Origin of the sequence: Pararhizobium sp., assembly GCF_035497515.1 — a bacterium.
Lineage (GTDB): Bacteria > Pseudomonadota > Alphaproteobacteria > Rhizobiales > Rhizobiaceae > Pararhizobium.
Genome location: NZ_DATJDJ010000180.1, coordinates 86532 through 101214 on the forward strand (window position 1 = coordinate 86532; position 14683 = coordinate 101214).

Sequence of the window (14683 nt, forward strand, 5' to 3'; positions counted from 1 at the left end):
CGAGCATGACGGAGAAGGGGGAGAGGCCCCAAGTTCAACAACCTTGTTCAAGTTTGCCCGAACTCTCCCAACCCACACCCCTCAGCGAATTTCCCCAGCCTGCGGTCCCCATGTATCAGTCAATGCAAATCCCTCCGCCAGCGGGTCGAACGGATCAAGCGAAACCTGATGCAGGCCGAAGGTCCAGCCGCGGCCGGAGATGGTGGGGATGATGGCGGGACGGCCGGCGACTTCCGTGACGCTTTCGAGACCCACCTCGAACTCGGAGCCGATGATCGAGCGCGACTTGAAGATGTCGCCGACCTTGGCCAGTCCGCGCGCATGCAGCGTCGCGAGATTGGCCGAATTGCCGGTGCCGCAGGGCGAACGATCGACGCGGCCCGGCCACATCGTCGTGCAGGTGCGCACCGTGCCGTCGGCTTCCGTATCGCGGAACATCACATAGGCGACGCCCTGGATTTCGGGAATTTCCGGGTGGACGACCGGAATCGTGCGATTGACCAGATCCTTCAGCTTCATGCCTGCCTCGACGATCTCACGGGCATTGGCCTTGTCGATCGTGGTGCCGATCTGCGCGACATCGACCAGCGCATAGAAGATGCCGCCATAGCAGATATCCATCTTGATGCGGCCCCATTCGGGCGTATCGACCTCGACATCCAGTTCATGCACGAAGGACGGCACCATCGTCAGCTTCACCCGCTCGCACCGGCCGTCCCGGCAGGTGGCGGTCGCCTTGACGAGACCGGCGGCGGTATCGAGCATCACAACCGTTTCCGGCTCCTTCATCTCGACCATGCCGGATTCCAGCAGTGCCGTGGTGACGCAGATCGAGTTGGAGCCCGAGCTCGCATGCGCCTGGTCCGCCTGCAGGATGATGAAGCCGAAATCCGCCTCGGGGCGCTTGGCCGGCAAGAGCAGGTTGACCGAGCCGATCGAGGCGGCGCGCGGCTCGAGGCACAGGAACCGGCGCAGGCTGTCATCGACCGTGTTGATATGGTTCATCTGCTCGGCGATCGAATTGCCGGGGATTTTCGGCACGCCGCCGATCGCGACCTTGCCGATTTCGCCTTCGCAATGAACATCCAGCAACTGGATCGTGCGTTTCCATCTCATCGTTTCACTCCGGATTTCAAGGAATTACATCCAGCCGCGCATCAGGCTTGCAGCGGCGGCAAGGTCGGTCATGAACGCCCGTTCCTTCGCCAGCGCCGCAACGGCCGTATCGCGATCGGTCATTTCAAAACGCAGCCGCGCGCCGACCGGCGCCTGCGCCAGTTTCCACAGGTCCGCCTCGATGACATTGGCGATCTTCGGATAACCGCCGCAGGTATTGGCTTCGGCGAGCTGGATGATCGGCTGGCCGTTTGGCGGCACCTGCACCGTGCCGGGCATGATGCCGTGCGAGAAGAGTTCCAGCTTGCGGGTCAGCTGGAGATCAGGCCCGCTCAGTCGATAACCCATGCGATTGGCATCGTTGGTGATCGACCAGTCAGCGTCAAAAAAACAGGAGATCGCAGCCGCGGTAAACACATCATGCTCCGCGCTCGGCAGGACGCGCAGGACGATCGGCTCGTCCTTGCTGGTAACGACGCCGCGCAGTTGCGAGGGATCGGCGCCGAAGCCCGCCTCGATCCTGAGCTGCCTGCGGGGCACCTCGATCAGCGGCAGCCGGTCGCCGCGCTGGAAGCCGCGCCCTTCCAGCCCACCGAAGGCACTCTTCAGGTCTGTCGAGCGCGAACCGAGCACGCGGGGAACATCGATGCCGCCCTGGAAGGCGAGGATCGCGCGGGCACCAAAGCGCGGCAGGCCGAGCGTCAGGACCTCGCCGGCGGTGGCATTCGTGACCCACCAGCCCGGCACTTCGCGATCGCCAATTCTCGCCGGACAATCGGCACCGGCAAGCGCGAAAATCGTGTCGCGCTCGAAGCGAAGACGAAACGGAAACAGGGCGATCTCGATGCCCGCCGCATCCCGGTCGTTGCCGACCAGCAGGTTGGCGATTTCGAGCGCCGGGGTATCCATCGCGCCGGATCGACCTGCGCCTGCATCGAGATAACCGGTGCGGCCGAGATCCTGCACGGAATTGACCGCGCCGGTGGAGAGGATTTCGATCATGTCTTCACCTCGACGACGCGAAAGCGGATGCGGTCGCCCGGATGGCAGGCCGCCGGCGGATCGCGCAGCGGATCGAACAGGGGAACCTCCGTCCGGCCGATAATGTGCCAGCCGGAGGGCGCCGTGCATGGCATGATGCCGGCCTGCGCGCCGCCGATGATCACCGAGCCGATCTCCACCTTCATGCGCGGCACTGTCCGGCGCGGCATGGCAAGTCTGGGATCGAGCCCCGATAGATAGACGAAACCGGGCATCGCCCCGACAGCGGCGACGGAATAGACAGCTTCGGAATGACGGCGCACGACCTCTTCGACGCTCAGGCCTGCGTGATTTGCCAGCGAAACCAGATCCTCGCCCGTCTCGCCGCCATAGACGACGGGAATATCGACATCCCGACCAGCCACGGCATCCGGCACGACGGTACGCCAGGCGTCGAGCAATTGTTCTTCCGCCTTCGCCGGCGCCAGCGCCAGCGGATCGAACACGATCATCAGGTTGTTCATGCCGGGCACCGTCTCGGCGACACCGTCCAGCGCTGTCATGGCGGCGGCCACGGCCCATATCCGCGCCTGTACTTCATCGGAAAACACCGTGCCGGCCGCATCGAGAAGGATCGCGCCCACGCCTTCCATGCTTAAGCGGGGCATGCTCAATCTGGGAGAAACAATCTCGGTCAACTGGAACTTCCACTGGGAGAATTTTGACGCTACTGTGATATATCAGCTTTTCCGCTTTGCCTAGTCGCCCTCGTACCGCAAGCACGGATTCCGCTTCGGGAATACTCCCGACGTTATTCCCAGCACCCGGCATATCGGCTAGGATCAGTATAAATCATTCCTGCGCAAACTGGAAAAACCCTTGAACACCAGACCCTTGAGCGTCGATCTCAATTCCGACATGGCCGAAGGCTTCGGCGCCTACCGGATGGGCGACGACGATGCGATCCTGAAGATTGTTACTTCCGCCAACATTGCCTGTGGCTTCCATGGCGGGGATCCCGAAATTATGGCGACCACCTTTGCCCTGGCGAAAGAACGCGGCGTGGCCGTCGGTGCCCATCCCGGTTTCCCCGATCTCTGGGGTTTCGGCCGCCGCAACATTCCCTTCACCGCCGGCGAGATCGAGCGCCTCGTCGCCTATCAGATCGGCGCGGCCCAGGCGATGTCGGCCTATGCCGGCCACCCGATCACCCATGTGAAGGCGCATGGAGCGCTCGGCAATCTCACCCAGCAGGATGCCGAGGTGGCGATGGCCGTCAACCGTGCCATCAAGGCGGTCGATTCCTCACTCACCTGCCTCGTCATCGCGCTTGGCCATCAGCAGCGGCAGGCAAACGAGATGGGCCTGAAGACGGCTTCGGAAATCTTTGCCGATCGCGCCTATACCGATGAAGGCTATCTCGTCGATCGCAAGATCGCCGGCTCGGTGATCCATGATCCCGCCGAGGCCGCCGCCCGCGTCATCCGCATGGTGCGCGCCGGTGCGATCGAAACCATTACCGGCAAGAGCATCGCCACGCCGATCGACTCCATCTGCGTCCACAGCGACACCCCCGCGGCCGTCACCATCGCTGGAACCGTTCGCCAAGGCCTCGAGTCCGCCGGCATCGCGGTCACCAACTTCCTGTCCTGATGCCCGGCGAAAGCGAAACCACCATGGATATCGATCTCATCGAACGGCTGATGCGCCTTCTGGAAACCTCCGATGTCAACGAACTCGAGGTCAGCGAAAACGGCATGCGCATCCGCCTGTCGAAAACCGCGACACAACCGGCCCGGGCGCAGGCGGCAAGCGCCGCATCGGCATTCGCCAGCGACAGCAGCGCACGTGCATCGGCGTCCGGCTCCAAGGATCATGTGGTTGTCGCCGGCCTGCCCGGAACCTTCTACCGCTCGCCCTTTCCGGGCGAGCCGCCCTTTGTCGAGGTCGGCGACACCGTCGAGGATGGTCGCAAGCTCGGCATCATCGAGGCCATGAAGATGATGAACCCGGTCGAGGCCGATTGCGTGGGAATGATCACCGCCATCCATCTCGATGATGGTGCACCGGTGACGGCCGGCATGCCGCTGTTCAGCATCGCGCGGAGCGCCTGACGAATGACGAGCGAGGACATCCAGAACGTCATCGCCCTGATGGAACGGCACGGTATCGCCGCCTTCGACTATGAACACGGCGATACCGCGCTTCATCTCACCCTGGGTGGCAACAGCAATGGCAACGTTCCCGAAACACAACAAACCGCCCAGACCACCGAGCCGGATGTGCTGCGCTCACCGGGCGTCGGCACGCTGTTGTTTACCCACCCGGCAACAGGAGCCACGGCCCCAGTCCTGCCGCGCCGGGTCGCTGCAGGCGATGTCGTCTCGTATATTCGCACGGGCCTGACTTTGCGGGCAGTCGTCGCCAAAAAGGATTGCCTCCTGCTGCGTGCATGGGCTGAAGACGGTGCAGGCGTCGGTTATGACGACGCGCTGTTTGAAATTGCCCCCTGATTCTATTCTCCCAATTATGTTGCTTGACCCGGACAGGTCCCGCCGACAGCTTGGTAGCCTTCATTAGACCTTTCTTTCACAACCGGATATTACCTGCATGACCAAGCTGATCGTCTTTACCGACCTGCATATGGTGCCCGAGGGCATGTCGATTATCGGGCTCGACCCGTTCCAGCGGCTTGCGGCCGGTATCGATCACGTCAATCGCTACCATGCCGATGCGGATCGGGTGGTCATCATGGGCGACCTCACCCACAGGGCGGACCGAGCCTCCTACGAACGGCTACGCGGCCTGCTCGATCGCCTCGTGCCGCCGGTCGCGATCACCATCGGCAACCACGATCGGCGCGACGTCTTTCTCGAAACCTTTTCGAACGTGACGCCGGACGACGACGGCTTCGTCCAGCAGACGATCGATTTTGCCGACTGCCGGGTCCTGCTGCTCGATACGCTGTTTGCCCCGCCTTACGACTATCCCAACAGCCATGCCGGCTTTCTCTGCCAGAAGCGCCTCGCCTCATTGGACCGGCAACTGGAAACGGCGGGCGACCGGCCGGTGCTTCTGTTCATGCACCACCCGCCGCATGCGACAGGGTTTACCGGCATGGACATGATGCGGCTGGGCAACGAAACCGACTTCTATGAAGTGGTGAAACGCCGGGGCAACGTTCTGCATATCTTCGCCGGCCATGTGCACCGGACGATCTCCGGCTCCAGCCGCGGCATTCCTTTCTCGATCTTCAAGAGCCCCGTCCACCAGCAGCCCATGCCCTTCCATTCTCCCGACACCTCGCTGTCCGTCGACGAGCCCGCCGCTTACGGCATCGCGGTCATGACCCCCACGGGCATCCTGGTACATACGGAAGATTACGAGATCGCGGTACGGGAAGCCGCGGTGGCGTGAGGCCTAGTCCCTCCCCCTGTTGGGAGGGACTTCCCTTTCAACAAGAAAGACCCCTCCCCTCCGCTTCGCTCCGACCTTCCCCACAAGGAGGAGGATTAAACCGCACGCGACGCCCCCATTCCGTTCCCCCGCGATTTCCGCTACCCTGCCGCCATGACCCTTGCCGTACCTACCGAAGATTTCGACTGCCAGAGTTGCGGCGCATGCTGCAGCTATTCCGAAGACTGGCCGCGTTTTTCGCTGGAGACGGACGAGGAACTGGACCGAATTCCGGCGGAATATGTGTCCGCCGATCTCGGTGGCATGCGGTGCGAGGACAATCGCTGTTCGGCGCTCGGCGGCACGCTCGGTGTTCACGTCGGTTGCAATATCTACGCGGTCCGGCCGATCGTCTGCCGCACCTGCATGCCGGGTGACGACGAATGCCTGATGGCGCGCCACAAACTGTCGCAGAAGGTCCTTCTCTGACCTCCGATCGTCCGGCGTCATTTTAAGATTGCCGCATATCTTGCGGCCATGACAACCGATTTCAGTGAAACATCCGGCCGATGGCCCATTTTCCCGGATAGCCATCCGGCGACCCCTGACCTATTTTGCGCCCATGAATTCCGGGCTTCGTCCGCGTGCCCGACAGCTTCGAAGAGGGATGATTCGATGAGCCAGCAGCACCCGCAACAGACCGCCGAAACCACGCCTGCTCCCTTCGATCGTTTTGCCCCGCCGATCGCCGAACAGACGTCGCTGCGCCAGGCGATCACGGCAGCCTATCGCCGTCCGGAAACCGAATGCCTGCCGCCGCTGGTCGCGGCCGCCACCCTGCCTGAAGATATCCGTTCGCGCGCCAAGATGACTGCCCGCAGGCTGATCGCCGCCTTGCGCGCCAAGCACAAGGGTTCTGGCGTCGAAGGGCTGGTGCATGAATATTCGCTGTCGAGCCAGGAAGGCGTGGCGCTGATGTGCCTGGCCGAAGCGCTGCTGCGCATCCCGGACACCGCGACCCGTGACGCACTCATTCGCGACAAGATTTCCGAGGGTGACTGGAAATCCCATATCGGCGGCGGCAAGTCGCTCTTCGTCAACGCCGCCACCTGGGGTCTCGTCGTCACCGGCAAGCTGACCTCCACCGTCAACGACCGCAGCCTCTCGGCAGCGCTGACCCGCCTGATCGCGCGGGCCGGCGAGCCGGTGATCCGCCGTGGCGTCGACATGGCCATGCGAATGATGGGCGAGCAGTTCGTCACCGGCGAAACCATCGACGAGGCACTGAAGCGCTCGCGGGCACTGGAAGCCCGGGGCTTCCGCTATTCCTACGACATGCTCGGTGAAGCCGCGACGACAGCGGATGACGCCAAGCGCTATTATGCCGACTACGAGAACGCCATCCACGCCATCGGCAAGGCATCGAACGGCCGCGGCATTTACGAAGGCCCCGGCATCTCGATCAAGCTGTCGGCGCTGCACCCGCGCTATGTTCGCGCCCAGAGCGCGCGCGTAATGAGCGAACTGCTGTCGAAGGTGAAGGCGCTGGCGCTGATCGCCAAGAGCTACGATATCGGCCTCAATATCGACGCCGAGGAGGCCGACCGGCTGGAACTATCACTGGACCTGCTGGAAGCCCTGCGCCTCGATCCGGCCCTTTCCGGCTGGAACGGCATGGGCTTCGTCGTCCAGGCCTATGGCAAGCGCTGCCCCTTCGTGCTCGATTTCGTCATCGATCTCGCCCGCCGCTCCGGCCACCGGATGATGGTGCGCCTGGTCAAGGGCGCCTATTGGGACGCCGAGATCAAGCGCGCCCAGATCGACGGGCTCGACGGCTTCCCGGTCTATACACGCAAGATCTACACCGACATTTCCTATATCGCCTGCGCCCGCAAACTGCTGGATGCCACCGACGTCATCTTCCCGCAGTTCGCCACCCACAATGCCCAGTCATTGGCGACGATCTACGAAATGGCCGGCCCCGATTTCAAGGTCGGCAAATACGAGTTCCAGTGCCTGCACGGCATGGGCGAGCCGCTCTATGACGAAGTGGTCGGCAAGGCCAATCTCGACCGTCCCTGCCGCATCTATGCCCCCGTCGGCACGCATGAGACACTGCTGGCCTATCTCGTCCGCCGCCTGCTCGAAAACGGCGCCAACTCCTCCTTCGTCAACCGCATCGCCGATCCCGCTGTTTCGATCGACGAACTCATCGCCGATCCGGTCGATGTCGTGCGGTCCATGCCGGTGATGGGCGCGCAGCATGACCAGATCAAGCTGCCGGTCGATCTCTATCCCGGCCGCAGCAATTCGGCGGGCCTCGATCTCTCCAACGAAACCTCCCTGTCGATGCTCTCGGATGCACTGAAGGCGAGTGCCGCCATCGACTGGACGGCGGCGCCGCACCTCTGCGCCGAGAAGCTGCGCGGCGAAAGCCGTCCGGTGCTGAACCCCGGCGATCACCGCGACGTGGTCGGCTCTGTCGTCGAGACCGCCGAGGACGACGCCCGCCGTGCCGTCGAAATCGCACTGGCCGAGGGCGCCCAATGGAGCACCGTTTCACCCACCGAGCGCGCCCAATGCCTGATGCGCGCCGCCGACCTGATGCAGGCGCGCATGCCGACGCTGCTTGGCCTCATCGTCCGCGAGGCCGGCAAGTCGCTGCCGAACGCCATTGCCGAAGTGCGCGAAGCCATCGACTTCCTGCGCTATTACGCCGACCAGGCGAGCCGCACCTTGGGCCCGGCGCATCAGGCACTCGGCCCGATCGTCTGCATCAGCCCCTGGAATTTTCCGCTCGCCATCTTCTCCGGCCAGATCGCGGCCGCGCTCGTCGCCGGCAACCCGGTGCTCGCCAAGCCCGCCGAGGAAACGCCGCTGATCGCCGCGGAAGGCGTGCGCATCCTGCACGAGGCCGGCATTCCACCGGAAGCGCTGCAGCTGCTGCCGGGTGACGGCCGCGTCGGGGCGGCCCTTGTCGGGGCGCCGAACATTGCCGGCGTGATGTTCACCGGCTCGACCGAAGTCGCCCGCCTGATCCAGGCGCAGCTGGCCGATCGCCTCTCGCCCGCCGGCAAGCCGATCCCGCTGATTGCCGAGACCGGCGGCCAGAACGCCATGATCGTCGATTCATCCGCGCTTGCCGAGCAGGTCGTCGGCGACGTCATCGCGTCGGCCTTCGACAGCGCCGGCCAGCGCTGCTCGGCGCTGCGCGTGCTCTGCCTGCAGGACGATGTCGCAGACCGCGTCCTCACCATGCTGAAGGGCGCCCTGCACGAGCTCGATATCGGCCGCACCGATCGGCTCGCCGTCGATGTCGGTCCGGTGATCACGGCGGAAGCCAAGAGCATCATCGAAAAGCATATCGAGGCGATGCGCGGCATCGGCGCCAAGGTCGAGCAGATCGCGCTGTCTCCCGCCACCGCCGAGGGCACCTTCGTGCCGCCGACGATCATCGAGCTGAAGCAGCTTTCCGATCTCAAGCGCGAAGTCTTCGGCCCGGTCCTGCACGTCCTGCGCTACGAGCGCGACGATCTCGACCGGCTGATCGACGATATCAACGCCACCGGCTACGGCCTGACCTTCGGCCTGCACACGCGGCTCGATGAAACCATCGCGCATGTCACCTCGCGCGTGAAGGCCGGCAATCTCTATGTGAACCGCAACATCATCGGCGCCGTTGTCGGCGTGCAGCCTTTTGGCGGACGCGGTCTTTCCGGCACTGGTCCGAAGGCCGGCGGCCCGCTCTATCTCGGCCGCCTCGTCACCACGCCGCCGGTGCCACCGCAGCACGCCTCCGTGCATACCGATCCTGTTCTGCTCGATTTTGCCCGCTGGCTGGACAGCAAGGGGCTGAAGCCGCAGGCGGTAGAGGCCCGTGAAACCGGCAGCCAGTCGGCGCTGGGCCTGACGACCGAGCTTGACGGACCGGTCGGCGAACGCAACATCTATGCGCTGTACCCGCGCGGCCGCATCCTGCTCGTTCCGGAAACGGCCGACGGTCTCTACCGCCAGCTGGCGGCGGTGTTCGCGACCGGCAATGTCGCCGTGGTCGACACCACGTCCGGCCTCAAGGAAGCGCTCGCGACCCTGCCGCCGACGGTTGCCGCCCGCGTGTCCTATACCGCCGACTGGCGCATGGACGTGCCCTTTGCCGGCGCGCTGATCGAGGGCGAGGCGAACCGCGTCCGCACTGCCGCCAAGAAGATTGCCGCCCTGCCCGGCCCGCTCGTGCTGGTCCAGGCAGCATCGTCAGTGGACCTTGAGCGGAACCCTGACGCCTATTGCCTCAACTGGCTGCTGGAAGAGGTCTCTACCAGCATCAACACGGCGGCAGCCGGCGGCAATGCCAGCCTGATGTCGATCGGGTGATCCAATCTGCTGATGCAGGGTCGGCCTCGGCCCGACCCTGCATCAGCCCTTCGATTTCCTGAAATGCTGGATAATCCTCGGCTCACGGCCGAGGTTTAAGCGAAGAGGATGAGGCCGCTCGCAAAATCAGCCCATATGCCCCGACGTCACCGACATGAACAGCATCCAGATCGCCATGGCGATCATCATCAGGTTTTCCGTCAGCGACACGAAGCCCAGAGGCACATTGCTGCCGCCGCCGACACAGGCGCATTTCAACTCGCGCCTGTCGATATAAACCGCCTTGAAGACGGAGACAGCGCCAATCATGCCGATAAACAAGGCGACGGGAATGGAAATCCAGTTCAAGGCGCCGGCAATCATCAGGATGCCGGCGCCGGCCTCGGCGAACGGATAGATGTAACCGTAGCGCAGCCAGCGCCTGGCAAGCAGGTCGTAGTTCAGGAACATTGTCGCGAAGCTCTCGATATCCTGCAGCTTCAGCATCGCCAGGATCGCCATCGAGAAGGCGATGAACCATTCCGCGGCCCGGATGGTCAGGACCGTGCCGAAGCTGGCATAACTCGTCGCCAAAGCCATGAATGCCGCAACCGCGAAAACGGCAAGCACCGGCCGGTAGGTCACGGCCTTTGGATCGCGGACCGGCTTGCCGAAGAAGCGGCGCGTGTCATCATAGCCGCCGACCCGGTTTCCGTCGATGAAGACCTGGGGAGTCGTCTTCACGTCATGCTCTGCCTTGAACGCGTCCGTCTCTTCACGGGTCTTCAGCCAATGATCCTCAACCTCATAGCCCTGACGTTCCAGAAGGTCCTTGGCCTTCAGGCCATAGGGGCAAGTGTGCTTGGGCATCACCATGCGATAGAGAATGGCCTTGCGGTGTGTGGTGTCGAGCATGATGCAGTCCTTCATTGCCTTTGGGTTTCAACCGACTGCACCCTATATAGGTTCCGTACCGCAGTACGGAGTCAAGCATGAGCAATATGACAATCGCACGGTTTGCGCGCGAAGGCGGCGTGGGTGTGGAGACAATCCGCTATTACCAGCGTCGCGGCCTGTTGGGCTTGCCGGAGCGCGGTGGTGGCGGCGGTTTGCGAGGCAATATCCGCCGCTATGGAGACGCGGATATCCGTCGGTTGCGCTTTATCCGCTCGGCGCAGGCCGCGGGCTTTACGCTGGAGCAGATCGGCGAATTGATCGAACTCGACGCGACGGAAGACAGGGCCCGCGCGCGCACCCTCGCCACACAGCGCATCGAGGCGCTGGACCAGAGGATCGCCGAGCTTCAGGCGGCCCGCAAGGCGCTGCACCGGCTGGCGCATGATTGCGCGCACGGCGAGGCTGGTCCCTGCCCGATCCTGACAGCCTTCGACAGCGATTGACTGCATATTTAAAGTGTTACAGCGACCTTTGCGCGTCATGTCTGACGCGCGGCGCTGTAGCCTGCGATTGCCGTGGCATCGGGACCGGCGATCGGCTACACCGGGTGCAACACGAAACCGCAGCGTCGCATGTTTACCCTTCGCACCACCGAAAGCTTCAGCCAGGACATCAAGAAGAGCCGCTTCATCGCGATCCACGGTCCCGTGGCCGACAAGCAGGAAGCGAAGGACTTCATTGCCGCCCATTCCGATCCCGCGGCAAACCACAATTGCTGGGCCTGGCGCATCGGCCAGCTCTACCGCTTCAACGACGACGGCGAACCGAGCGGCACCGCCGGCAAACCGATCCTGCAAGCGATCGACGGTCAGGGTCTCGATCATGTCGCCGTCGTCGTCATCCGCTGGTTCGGTGGTATTTTGCTCGGCAGCGGCGGGCTGATCCGGGCCTATGGCGGCACCGCCGCAATAGGACTGCGTGCAGCGGAAAAGACAGAGGTCATCGAGACCGATGGCGCAACGATCGCGTGCGATTTCTCCGACCTCGCCATCGTCAAGGCGCGATTGCTGTCGAATGGTGTCATCATATCGGCGGAGAATTTTACCGGCACCGGCGCGATCTTCGCGGTGCAGATGGCCAAGCCCCTGCGCGAGACGATCGGAGCCATGGTTCGCGATCTCACCCGTGGCCGCGCCGGAATACGATTCGACGACGAATAGACTTCCGGCTTTGTCACAATCAGCTTAGAAAGCCCGGCTAAACAAAATTGCGTGTCACGCTACAGGTGAGGAACCATAGATGAAAAACAGAACCCTCGGACGCACCGGAGCCACCATTTCGGAAATCGGCTTCGGCGCCTGGCAGATCGGCGGCGCCTGGGGCGACGTTTCGGTGGAAGACGGCAAGCGGGCGCTGAATGCCGCCCTCGACGCCGGCGTCACCTTCATCGATACGGCCGATGTCTATGGCGACGGCCGTTCGGAAAAGATCATCGCCTCTGTCCTGAAAGAGCGTGGCGGTGACAAGCCTTTCGTCGCCACCAAGGCCGGCCGCCGGCTCAACCCGCATGTGGCCGATGGTTATACAGGTGCCAATATCGAGGCCTTCATCGATCGCAGCCTGGGCAATCTCGGCGTCGAGACGCTCGATCTCGTCCAGCTTCACTGCCCGCCGACGGAGGTCTTCTATCGCCCGGACATGTTCGGCGCCCTGGACGATCTCGTCGCCAAGGGCAAGATCCGCAATTATGGAGTCTCCGTTTCCACCGTCGAGGAAGCGCTGAAGGCGATCGAATATCCGGGCGTCGCGACGATCCAGATCATCTACAACATCTTCCGCCAGCGTCCGCATGACCTGTTCTTCGAACAGGCGCGGAAGAAGAATGTCGGCATCATCGTGCGCGTGCCGCTCGCCTCTGGCCTGCTGTCGGGCAAGATCACCGCCGACACCAAGTTTGCCGACGACGATCACCGCAAGTTCAACCGCAACGGCGAATTCTTCGATGTCGGCGAGACCTTTGCCGGCGTACCGCTCGACGTTGCGCTCGAGGCTGTCGAGCAGGTGCGGCCACTGGTACCGGAAGGTGCCTCCATGGCCCAGTTCGCACTCGCCTGGATCCTTCAGCGCAAGGCCGTGTCGGTCGTCATCCCCGGCGCCCGCAACGAAGCGCAGGCGCAGGCGAACGCCGCCGCAAGCGATCTTGCCCCCCTGTCGGCCGACGCGCTGGCCCAACTGGCCGATGTCTATGAACGGCTGATCAAGGTCCACGTTCACCAGAAATGGTAACACCAAAGCCGCGCTGAGACCCAGCGCGGCATTTTTAAACGACAGGAAGCCACCGATGCCGGATCCCTTCCATCTCGAACGGTTCGTCGAGGCGCAAGCCGGCATCTACGATACCGCCCTGTCGGAACTGACAAACGGCCGGAAGATGACCCACTGGATGTGGTTCGTCTTCCCGCAACTTGCCGGCCTTGGCCTGTCCGCCATGGCGCAAAGTTTTGCGATCTCGGGAAAGGCCGAGGCCGCCGCCTATCTGGCCCATCCGTTGCTCGGTGCGAGGCTTCTTGAATGTACGCAGGCGGTCAATGCCGTCTCCAGCCGGACGGCGCACGAGATCTTCGGCAGTCCGGACGACCTGAAATTCCGTTCCTCGATGACGCTGTTTGAAATCGTGGCGGTCGAACCGGCATCTTTCCGCATGGCGATCGACCGCTTTTTCGGCGGCGAGCCGGACCGCAGGACCCTGGCCCTTCTCGCGGGCGGCTGAGAGACTGTCCGCTACATCCTGGTGAAAAGAACCACGACAACCACCATCGCGACCGTCAGGATGCTGCCAACGGTCAGGGCGTAGGCGACGCCGTATTGGAAGGGTCTCATGCCTTGCTCCCTTGGTGCCGGATCATCGTAGGTGACGCCTCGCCAAAGCGTTCGCAACGGTACTATCCTGCCCGACGAAACAATCGTCAAGCTGGCGCGCGGCCGGTCGCGGCGGTGAATACGCCGGAAAACAGCACCATTCCCTGAGTAAAGGGCGATGGACATTTTCATCCGGCCAAGGCTGGACCGGTTCATCGACGATCGGACGCGACAAGGCGCGAGACCGGGCGTATAGAGGATAATCCCGGAACTTCCCCGAATCTGGCCCTTGTCCGAAGTCGAAATGCCCTATTTCCTCCACGAAGGCAGGCGATCGATACTGTCGCAGGCCGATGCGGCCATGACGTCACATCCGTCGTGACATCGATGTCGAAAGCGGACGATGAAACAGAACGAACTGATCAAGCGCCTGACGTCGTTGAAGGAACCCAACCGCGGGCTCGACGGCGAGATCGGCCTTTTGCTCGGTTATACCCGGAGCCTCAAGGTCGAGATCCATCCGAAGTCGAAGAAGGAAACCAGCAAGGCCGTCTGGCATTCACGGGCCAAGAAGGAAACCAAGCTTCCCTACTATACGAGGTTTATCAACGACGCCTACAGGTTCGCCCAGACCGCCCTGCCCGGCCAGGTCGGCGGCGTCAGCTGGGACAGCAAGGGCGGCTCAGCCCGAATGGGCAAAGGCCCCTACATCACCGCCGCCAACCCCGCCATCGCGCTCTGTATCGCCGTTCTTGGCAATATGCCGGAAAAGGAGGAAGAGGAGATCGATGAGGACACGGGTGCGGGAATGGAGTGAGGGATCATTGTTGTGCAGGTAGGAACGCATGCAGCAATGCGCGGGAGCCGCAATCATTCAAGCATTTGAATAAATGGAAGAAAGAATGGTGCACCCGGAGCGATTCGAACGCCCGACCCCCAGATTCGTAGTCTGGTGCTCTATCCAGCTGAGCTACCGGTGCGTTCAGGGCCGCCGAACCTAGTGACGCGCGAACCAATTGGCAAGGAGGGTATTTTCGAGCGAACAGAAGCTGCTGCACCCCTCTTAGCGGCATTCGACGCACAG

Annotated in this window: 15 protein-coding genes and 1 tRNA gene; 11 read left to right on the forward strand and 5 right to left on the reverse strand. The window is 62.9% G+C overall.

The genetic code is table 11. The features are described from left to right. Nucleotides 1-81 precede the first annotated feature (81 nt). The 3 genes from VL202_RS19390 to pxpB are packed head-to-tail and all read right to left on the reverse strand — an operon-like array spanning nucleotide 82 to nucleotide 2765. Nucleotides 82-1116: a proline racemase family protein gene (locus VL202_RS19390; protein ID WP_325465710.1), complete on the reverse strand. Its 1035-nt coding sequence runs from the start codon at nucleotides 1114-1116 to the stop codon at nucleotides 82-84. Nucleotides 1117-1140: 24 nt separating this feature from the next. Further along, nucleotides 1141-2118, reverse strand: a complete 978-nt coding sequence (locus tag VL202_RS19395) for a biotin-dependent carboxyltransferase family protein (protein WP_325465711.1) — start codon at nucleotides 2116-2118, stop codon at nucleotides 1141-1143. After that, on the reverse strand, nucleotides 2115-2765 hold the full coding sequence (gene pxpB / locus VL202_RS19400; RefSeq protein WP_325465712.1) for a 5-oxoprolinase subunit PxpB: 651 nt from the start codon (nucleotides 2763-2765) through the stop codon (nucleotides 2115-2117). The genes VL202_RS19395 and pxpB overlap by 4 nt, the downstream gene beginning before the upstream one ends. 211 nt (nucleotides 2766-2976) lie before the next feature. Between pxpB and VL202_RS19405 the strand changes: the two genes are divergently transcribed. The 6 genes from VL202_RS19405 to putA all read left to right on the forward strand — a co-directional run bounded on the left by VL202_RS19405 (nucleotide 2977) and on the right by putA (nucleotide 9864). Further along, nucleotides 2977-3750, forward strand: coding sequence for a 5-oxoprolinase subunit PxpA (locus VL202_RS19405; RefSeq protein WP_325465713.1), 774 nt, complete (start codon nucleotides 2977-2979; stop codon nucleotides 3748-3750). A 23-nt stretch (nucleotides 3751-3773) separates the two neighbouring features. Further along, nucleotides 3774-4211, forward strand: a complete 438-nt coding sequence (locus tag VL202_RS19410; RefSeq protein WP_325465714.1) for an acetyl-CoA carboxylase biotin carboxyl carrier protein — start codon at nucleotides 3774-3776, stop codon at nucleotides 4209-4211. 3 nt (nucleotides 4212-4214) lie between these two features. Further along, nucleotides 4215-4610, forward strand: a complete 396-nt coding sequence (locus tag VL202_RS19415) for a hypothetical protein (RefSeq protein ID WP_325465715.1) — start codon at nucleotides 4215-4217, stop codon at nucleotides 4608-4610. A 97-nt stretch (nucleotides 4611-4707) separates the two neighbouring features. Further along, nucleotides 4708-5514, forward strand: coding sequence for a phosphodiesterase (locus VL202_RS19420; RefSeq protein ID WP_325465716.1), 807 nt, complete (start codon nucleotides 4708-4710; stop codon nucleotides 5512-5514). A gap of 153 nt (nucleotides 5515-5667) precedes the next feature. Further along, nucleotides 5668-5982 carry a YkgJ family cysteine cluster protein gene (locus VL202_RS19425; RefSeq protein WP_325465717.1) on the forward strand — a complete coding sequence of 105 codons (315 nt, stop codon included), beginning with the start codon at nucleotides 5668-5670 and terminating at the stop codon, nucleotides 5980-5982. A gap of 48 nt (nucleotides 5983-6030) precedes the next feature. After that, nucleotides 6031-9864: a trifunctional transcriptional regulator/proline dehydrogenase/L-glutamate gamma-semialdehyde dehydrogenase gene (gene putA / locus VL202_RS19430; RefSeq protein ID WP_414692903.1), complete on the forward strand. Its 3834-nt coding sequence runs from the start codon at nucleotides 6031-6033 to the stop codon at nucleotides 9862-9864. Between the two features lie 126 nt (nucleotides 9865-9990). On the opposite strand, the gene VL202_RS19435 is transcribed toward putA, so the two are convergent. Next, on the reverse strand, nucleotides 9991-10758 hold the full coding sequence (locus VL202_RS19435; RefSeq protein WP_325465719.1) for a glutaredoxin: 768 nt from the start codon (nucleotides 10756-10758) through the stop codon (nucleotides 9991-9993). Nucleotides 10759-10835: 77 nt separating this feature from the next. Here VL202_RS19435 and VL202_RS19440 point away from each other — a divergent pair, with 77 nt between their 5' ends. From VL202_RS19440 to VL202_RS19460, 5 genes are all read left to right on the forward strand, one after another. Further along, a complete protein-coding gene (locus VL202_RS19440) occupies nucleotides 10836-11243 on the forward strand; it encodes a MerR family DNA-binding protein (protein WP_325465720.1) in 408 nt (135 codons plus the stop codon). A 129-nt stretch (nucleotides 11244-11372) separates the two neighbouring features. Further along, complete coding sequence (locus VL202_RS19445; protein ID WP_325465721.1) at nucleotides 11373-11960, forward strand: YigZ family protein; 588 nt, start codon at nucleotides 11373-11375, stop codon at nucleotides 11958-11960. Between the two features lie 79 nt (nucleotides 11961-12039). Beyond that, entirely contained in the window at nucleotides 12040-13026 is a 987-nt protein-coding gene (locus VL202_RS19450; RefSeq protein WP_325465722.1) for an aldo/keto reductase, read from the forward strand. A gap of 55 nt (nucleotides 13027-13081) precedes the next feature. Beyond that, entirely contained in the window at nucleotides 13082-13510 is a 429-nt protein-coding gene (locus VL202_RS19455) for a DUF1810 domain-containing protein (protein WP_325465723.1), read from the forward strand. Nucleotides 13511-14002: 492 nt separating this feature from the next. Then, complete coding sequence (locus tag VL202_RS19460) at nucleotides 14003-14416, forward strand: hypothetical protein (protein WP_325465724.1); 414 nt, start codon at nucleotides 14003-14005, stop codon at nucleotides 14414-14416. Between the two features lie 86 nt (nucleotides 14417-14502). On the opposite strand, the gene VL202_RS19465 is transcribed toward VL202_RS19460, so the two are convergent. Then, a tRNA-Arg gene (locus VL202_RS19465) sits at nucleotides 14503-14579 on the reverse strand. Between the last annotated feature and the right edge of the window lie 104 nt (nucleotides 14580-14683).

Bases quoted from the DNA above. Each gene is read 5' to 3' on its own strand.
- VL202_RS19390 (WP_325465710.1), bottom strand. From the start codon at position 1,116: ATGAGATGGAAACGCACGATCCAGTTGCTGGATGTTCATTGCGAAGGC.
- VL202_RS19395 (WP_325465711.1), bottom strand. From the start codon at position 2,118: ATGATCGAAATCCTCTCCACCGGCGCGGTCAATTCCGTGCAGGATCTC.
- pxpB (WP_325465712.1), bottom strand. From the start codon at position 2,765: ATGCCCCGCTTAAGCATGGAAGGCGTGGGCGCGATCCTTCTCGATGCG.
- VL202_RS19410 (WP_325465714.1), top strand. From the start codon at position 3,774: ATGGATATCGATCTCATCGAACGGCTGATGCGCCTTCTGGAAACCTCC.
- VL202_RS19415 (WP_325465715.1), top strand. From the start codon at position 4,215: ATGACGAGCGAGGACATCCAGAACGTCATCGCCCTGATGGAACGGCAC.
- VL202_RS19420 (WP_325465716.1), top strand. From the start codon at position 4,708: ATGACCAAGCTGATCGTCTTTACCGACCTGCATATGGTGCCCGAGGGC.
- VL202_RS19425 (WP_325465717.1), top strand. From the start codon at position 5,668: ATGACCCTTGCCGTACCTACCGAAGATTTCGACTGCCAGAGTTGCGGC.
- putA (WP_414692903.1), top strand. From the start codon at position 6,031: ATGACAACCGATTTCAGTGAAACATCCGGCCGATGGCCCATTTTCCCG.
- VL202_RS19435 (WP_325465719.1), bottom strand. From the start codon at position 10,758: ATGCTCGACACCACACACCGCAAGGCCATTCTCTATCGCATGGTGATG.
- VL202_RS19440 (WP_325465720.1), top strand. From the start codon at position 10,836: ATGAGCAATATGACAATCGCACGGTTTGCGCGCGAAGGCGGCGTGGGT.
- VL202_RS19445 (WP_325465721.1), top strand. From the start codon at position 11,373: ATGTTTACCCTTCGCACCACCGAAAGCTTCAGCCAGGACATCAAGAAG.
- VL202_RS19450 (WP_325465722.1), top strand. From the start codon at position 12,040: ATGAAAAACAGAACCCTCGGACGCACCGGAGCCACCATTTCGGAAATC.
- VL202_RS19455 (WP_325465723.1), top strand. From the start codon at position 13,082: ATGCCGGATCCCTTCCATCTCGAACGGTTCGTCGAGGCGCAAGCCGGC.
- VL202_RS19460 (WP_325465724.1), top strand. From the start codon at position 14,003: ATGAAACAGAACGAACTGATCAAGCGCCTGACGTCGTTGAAGGAACCC.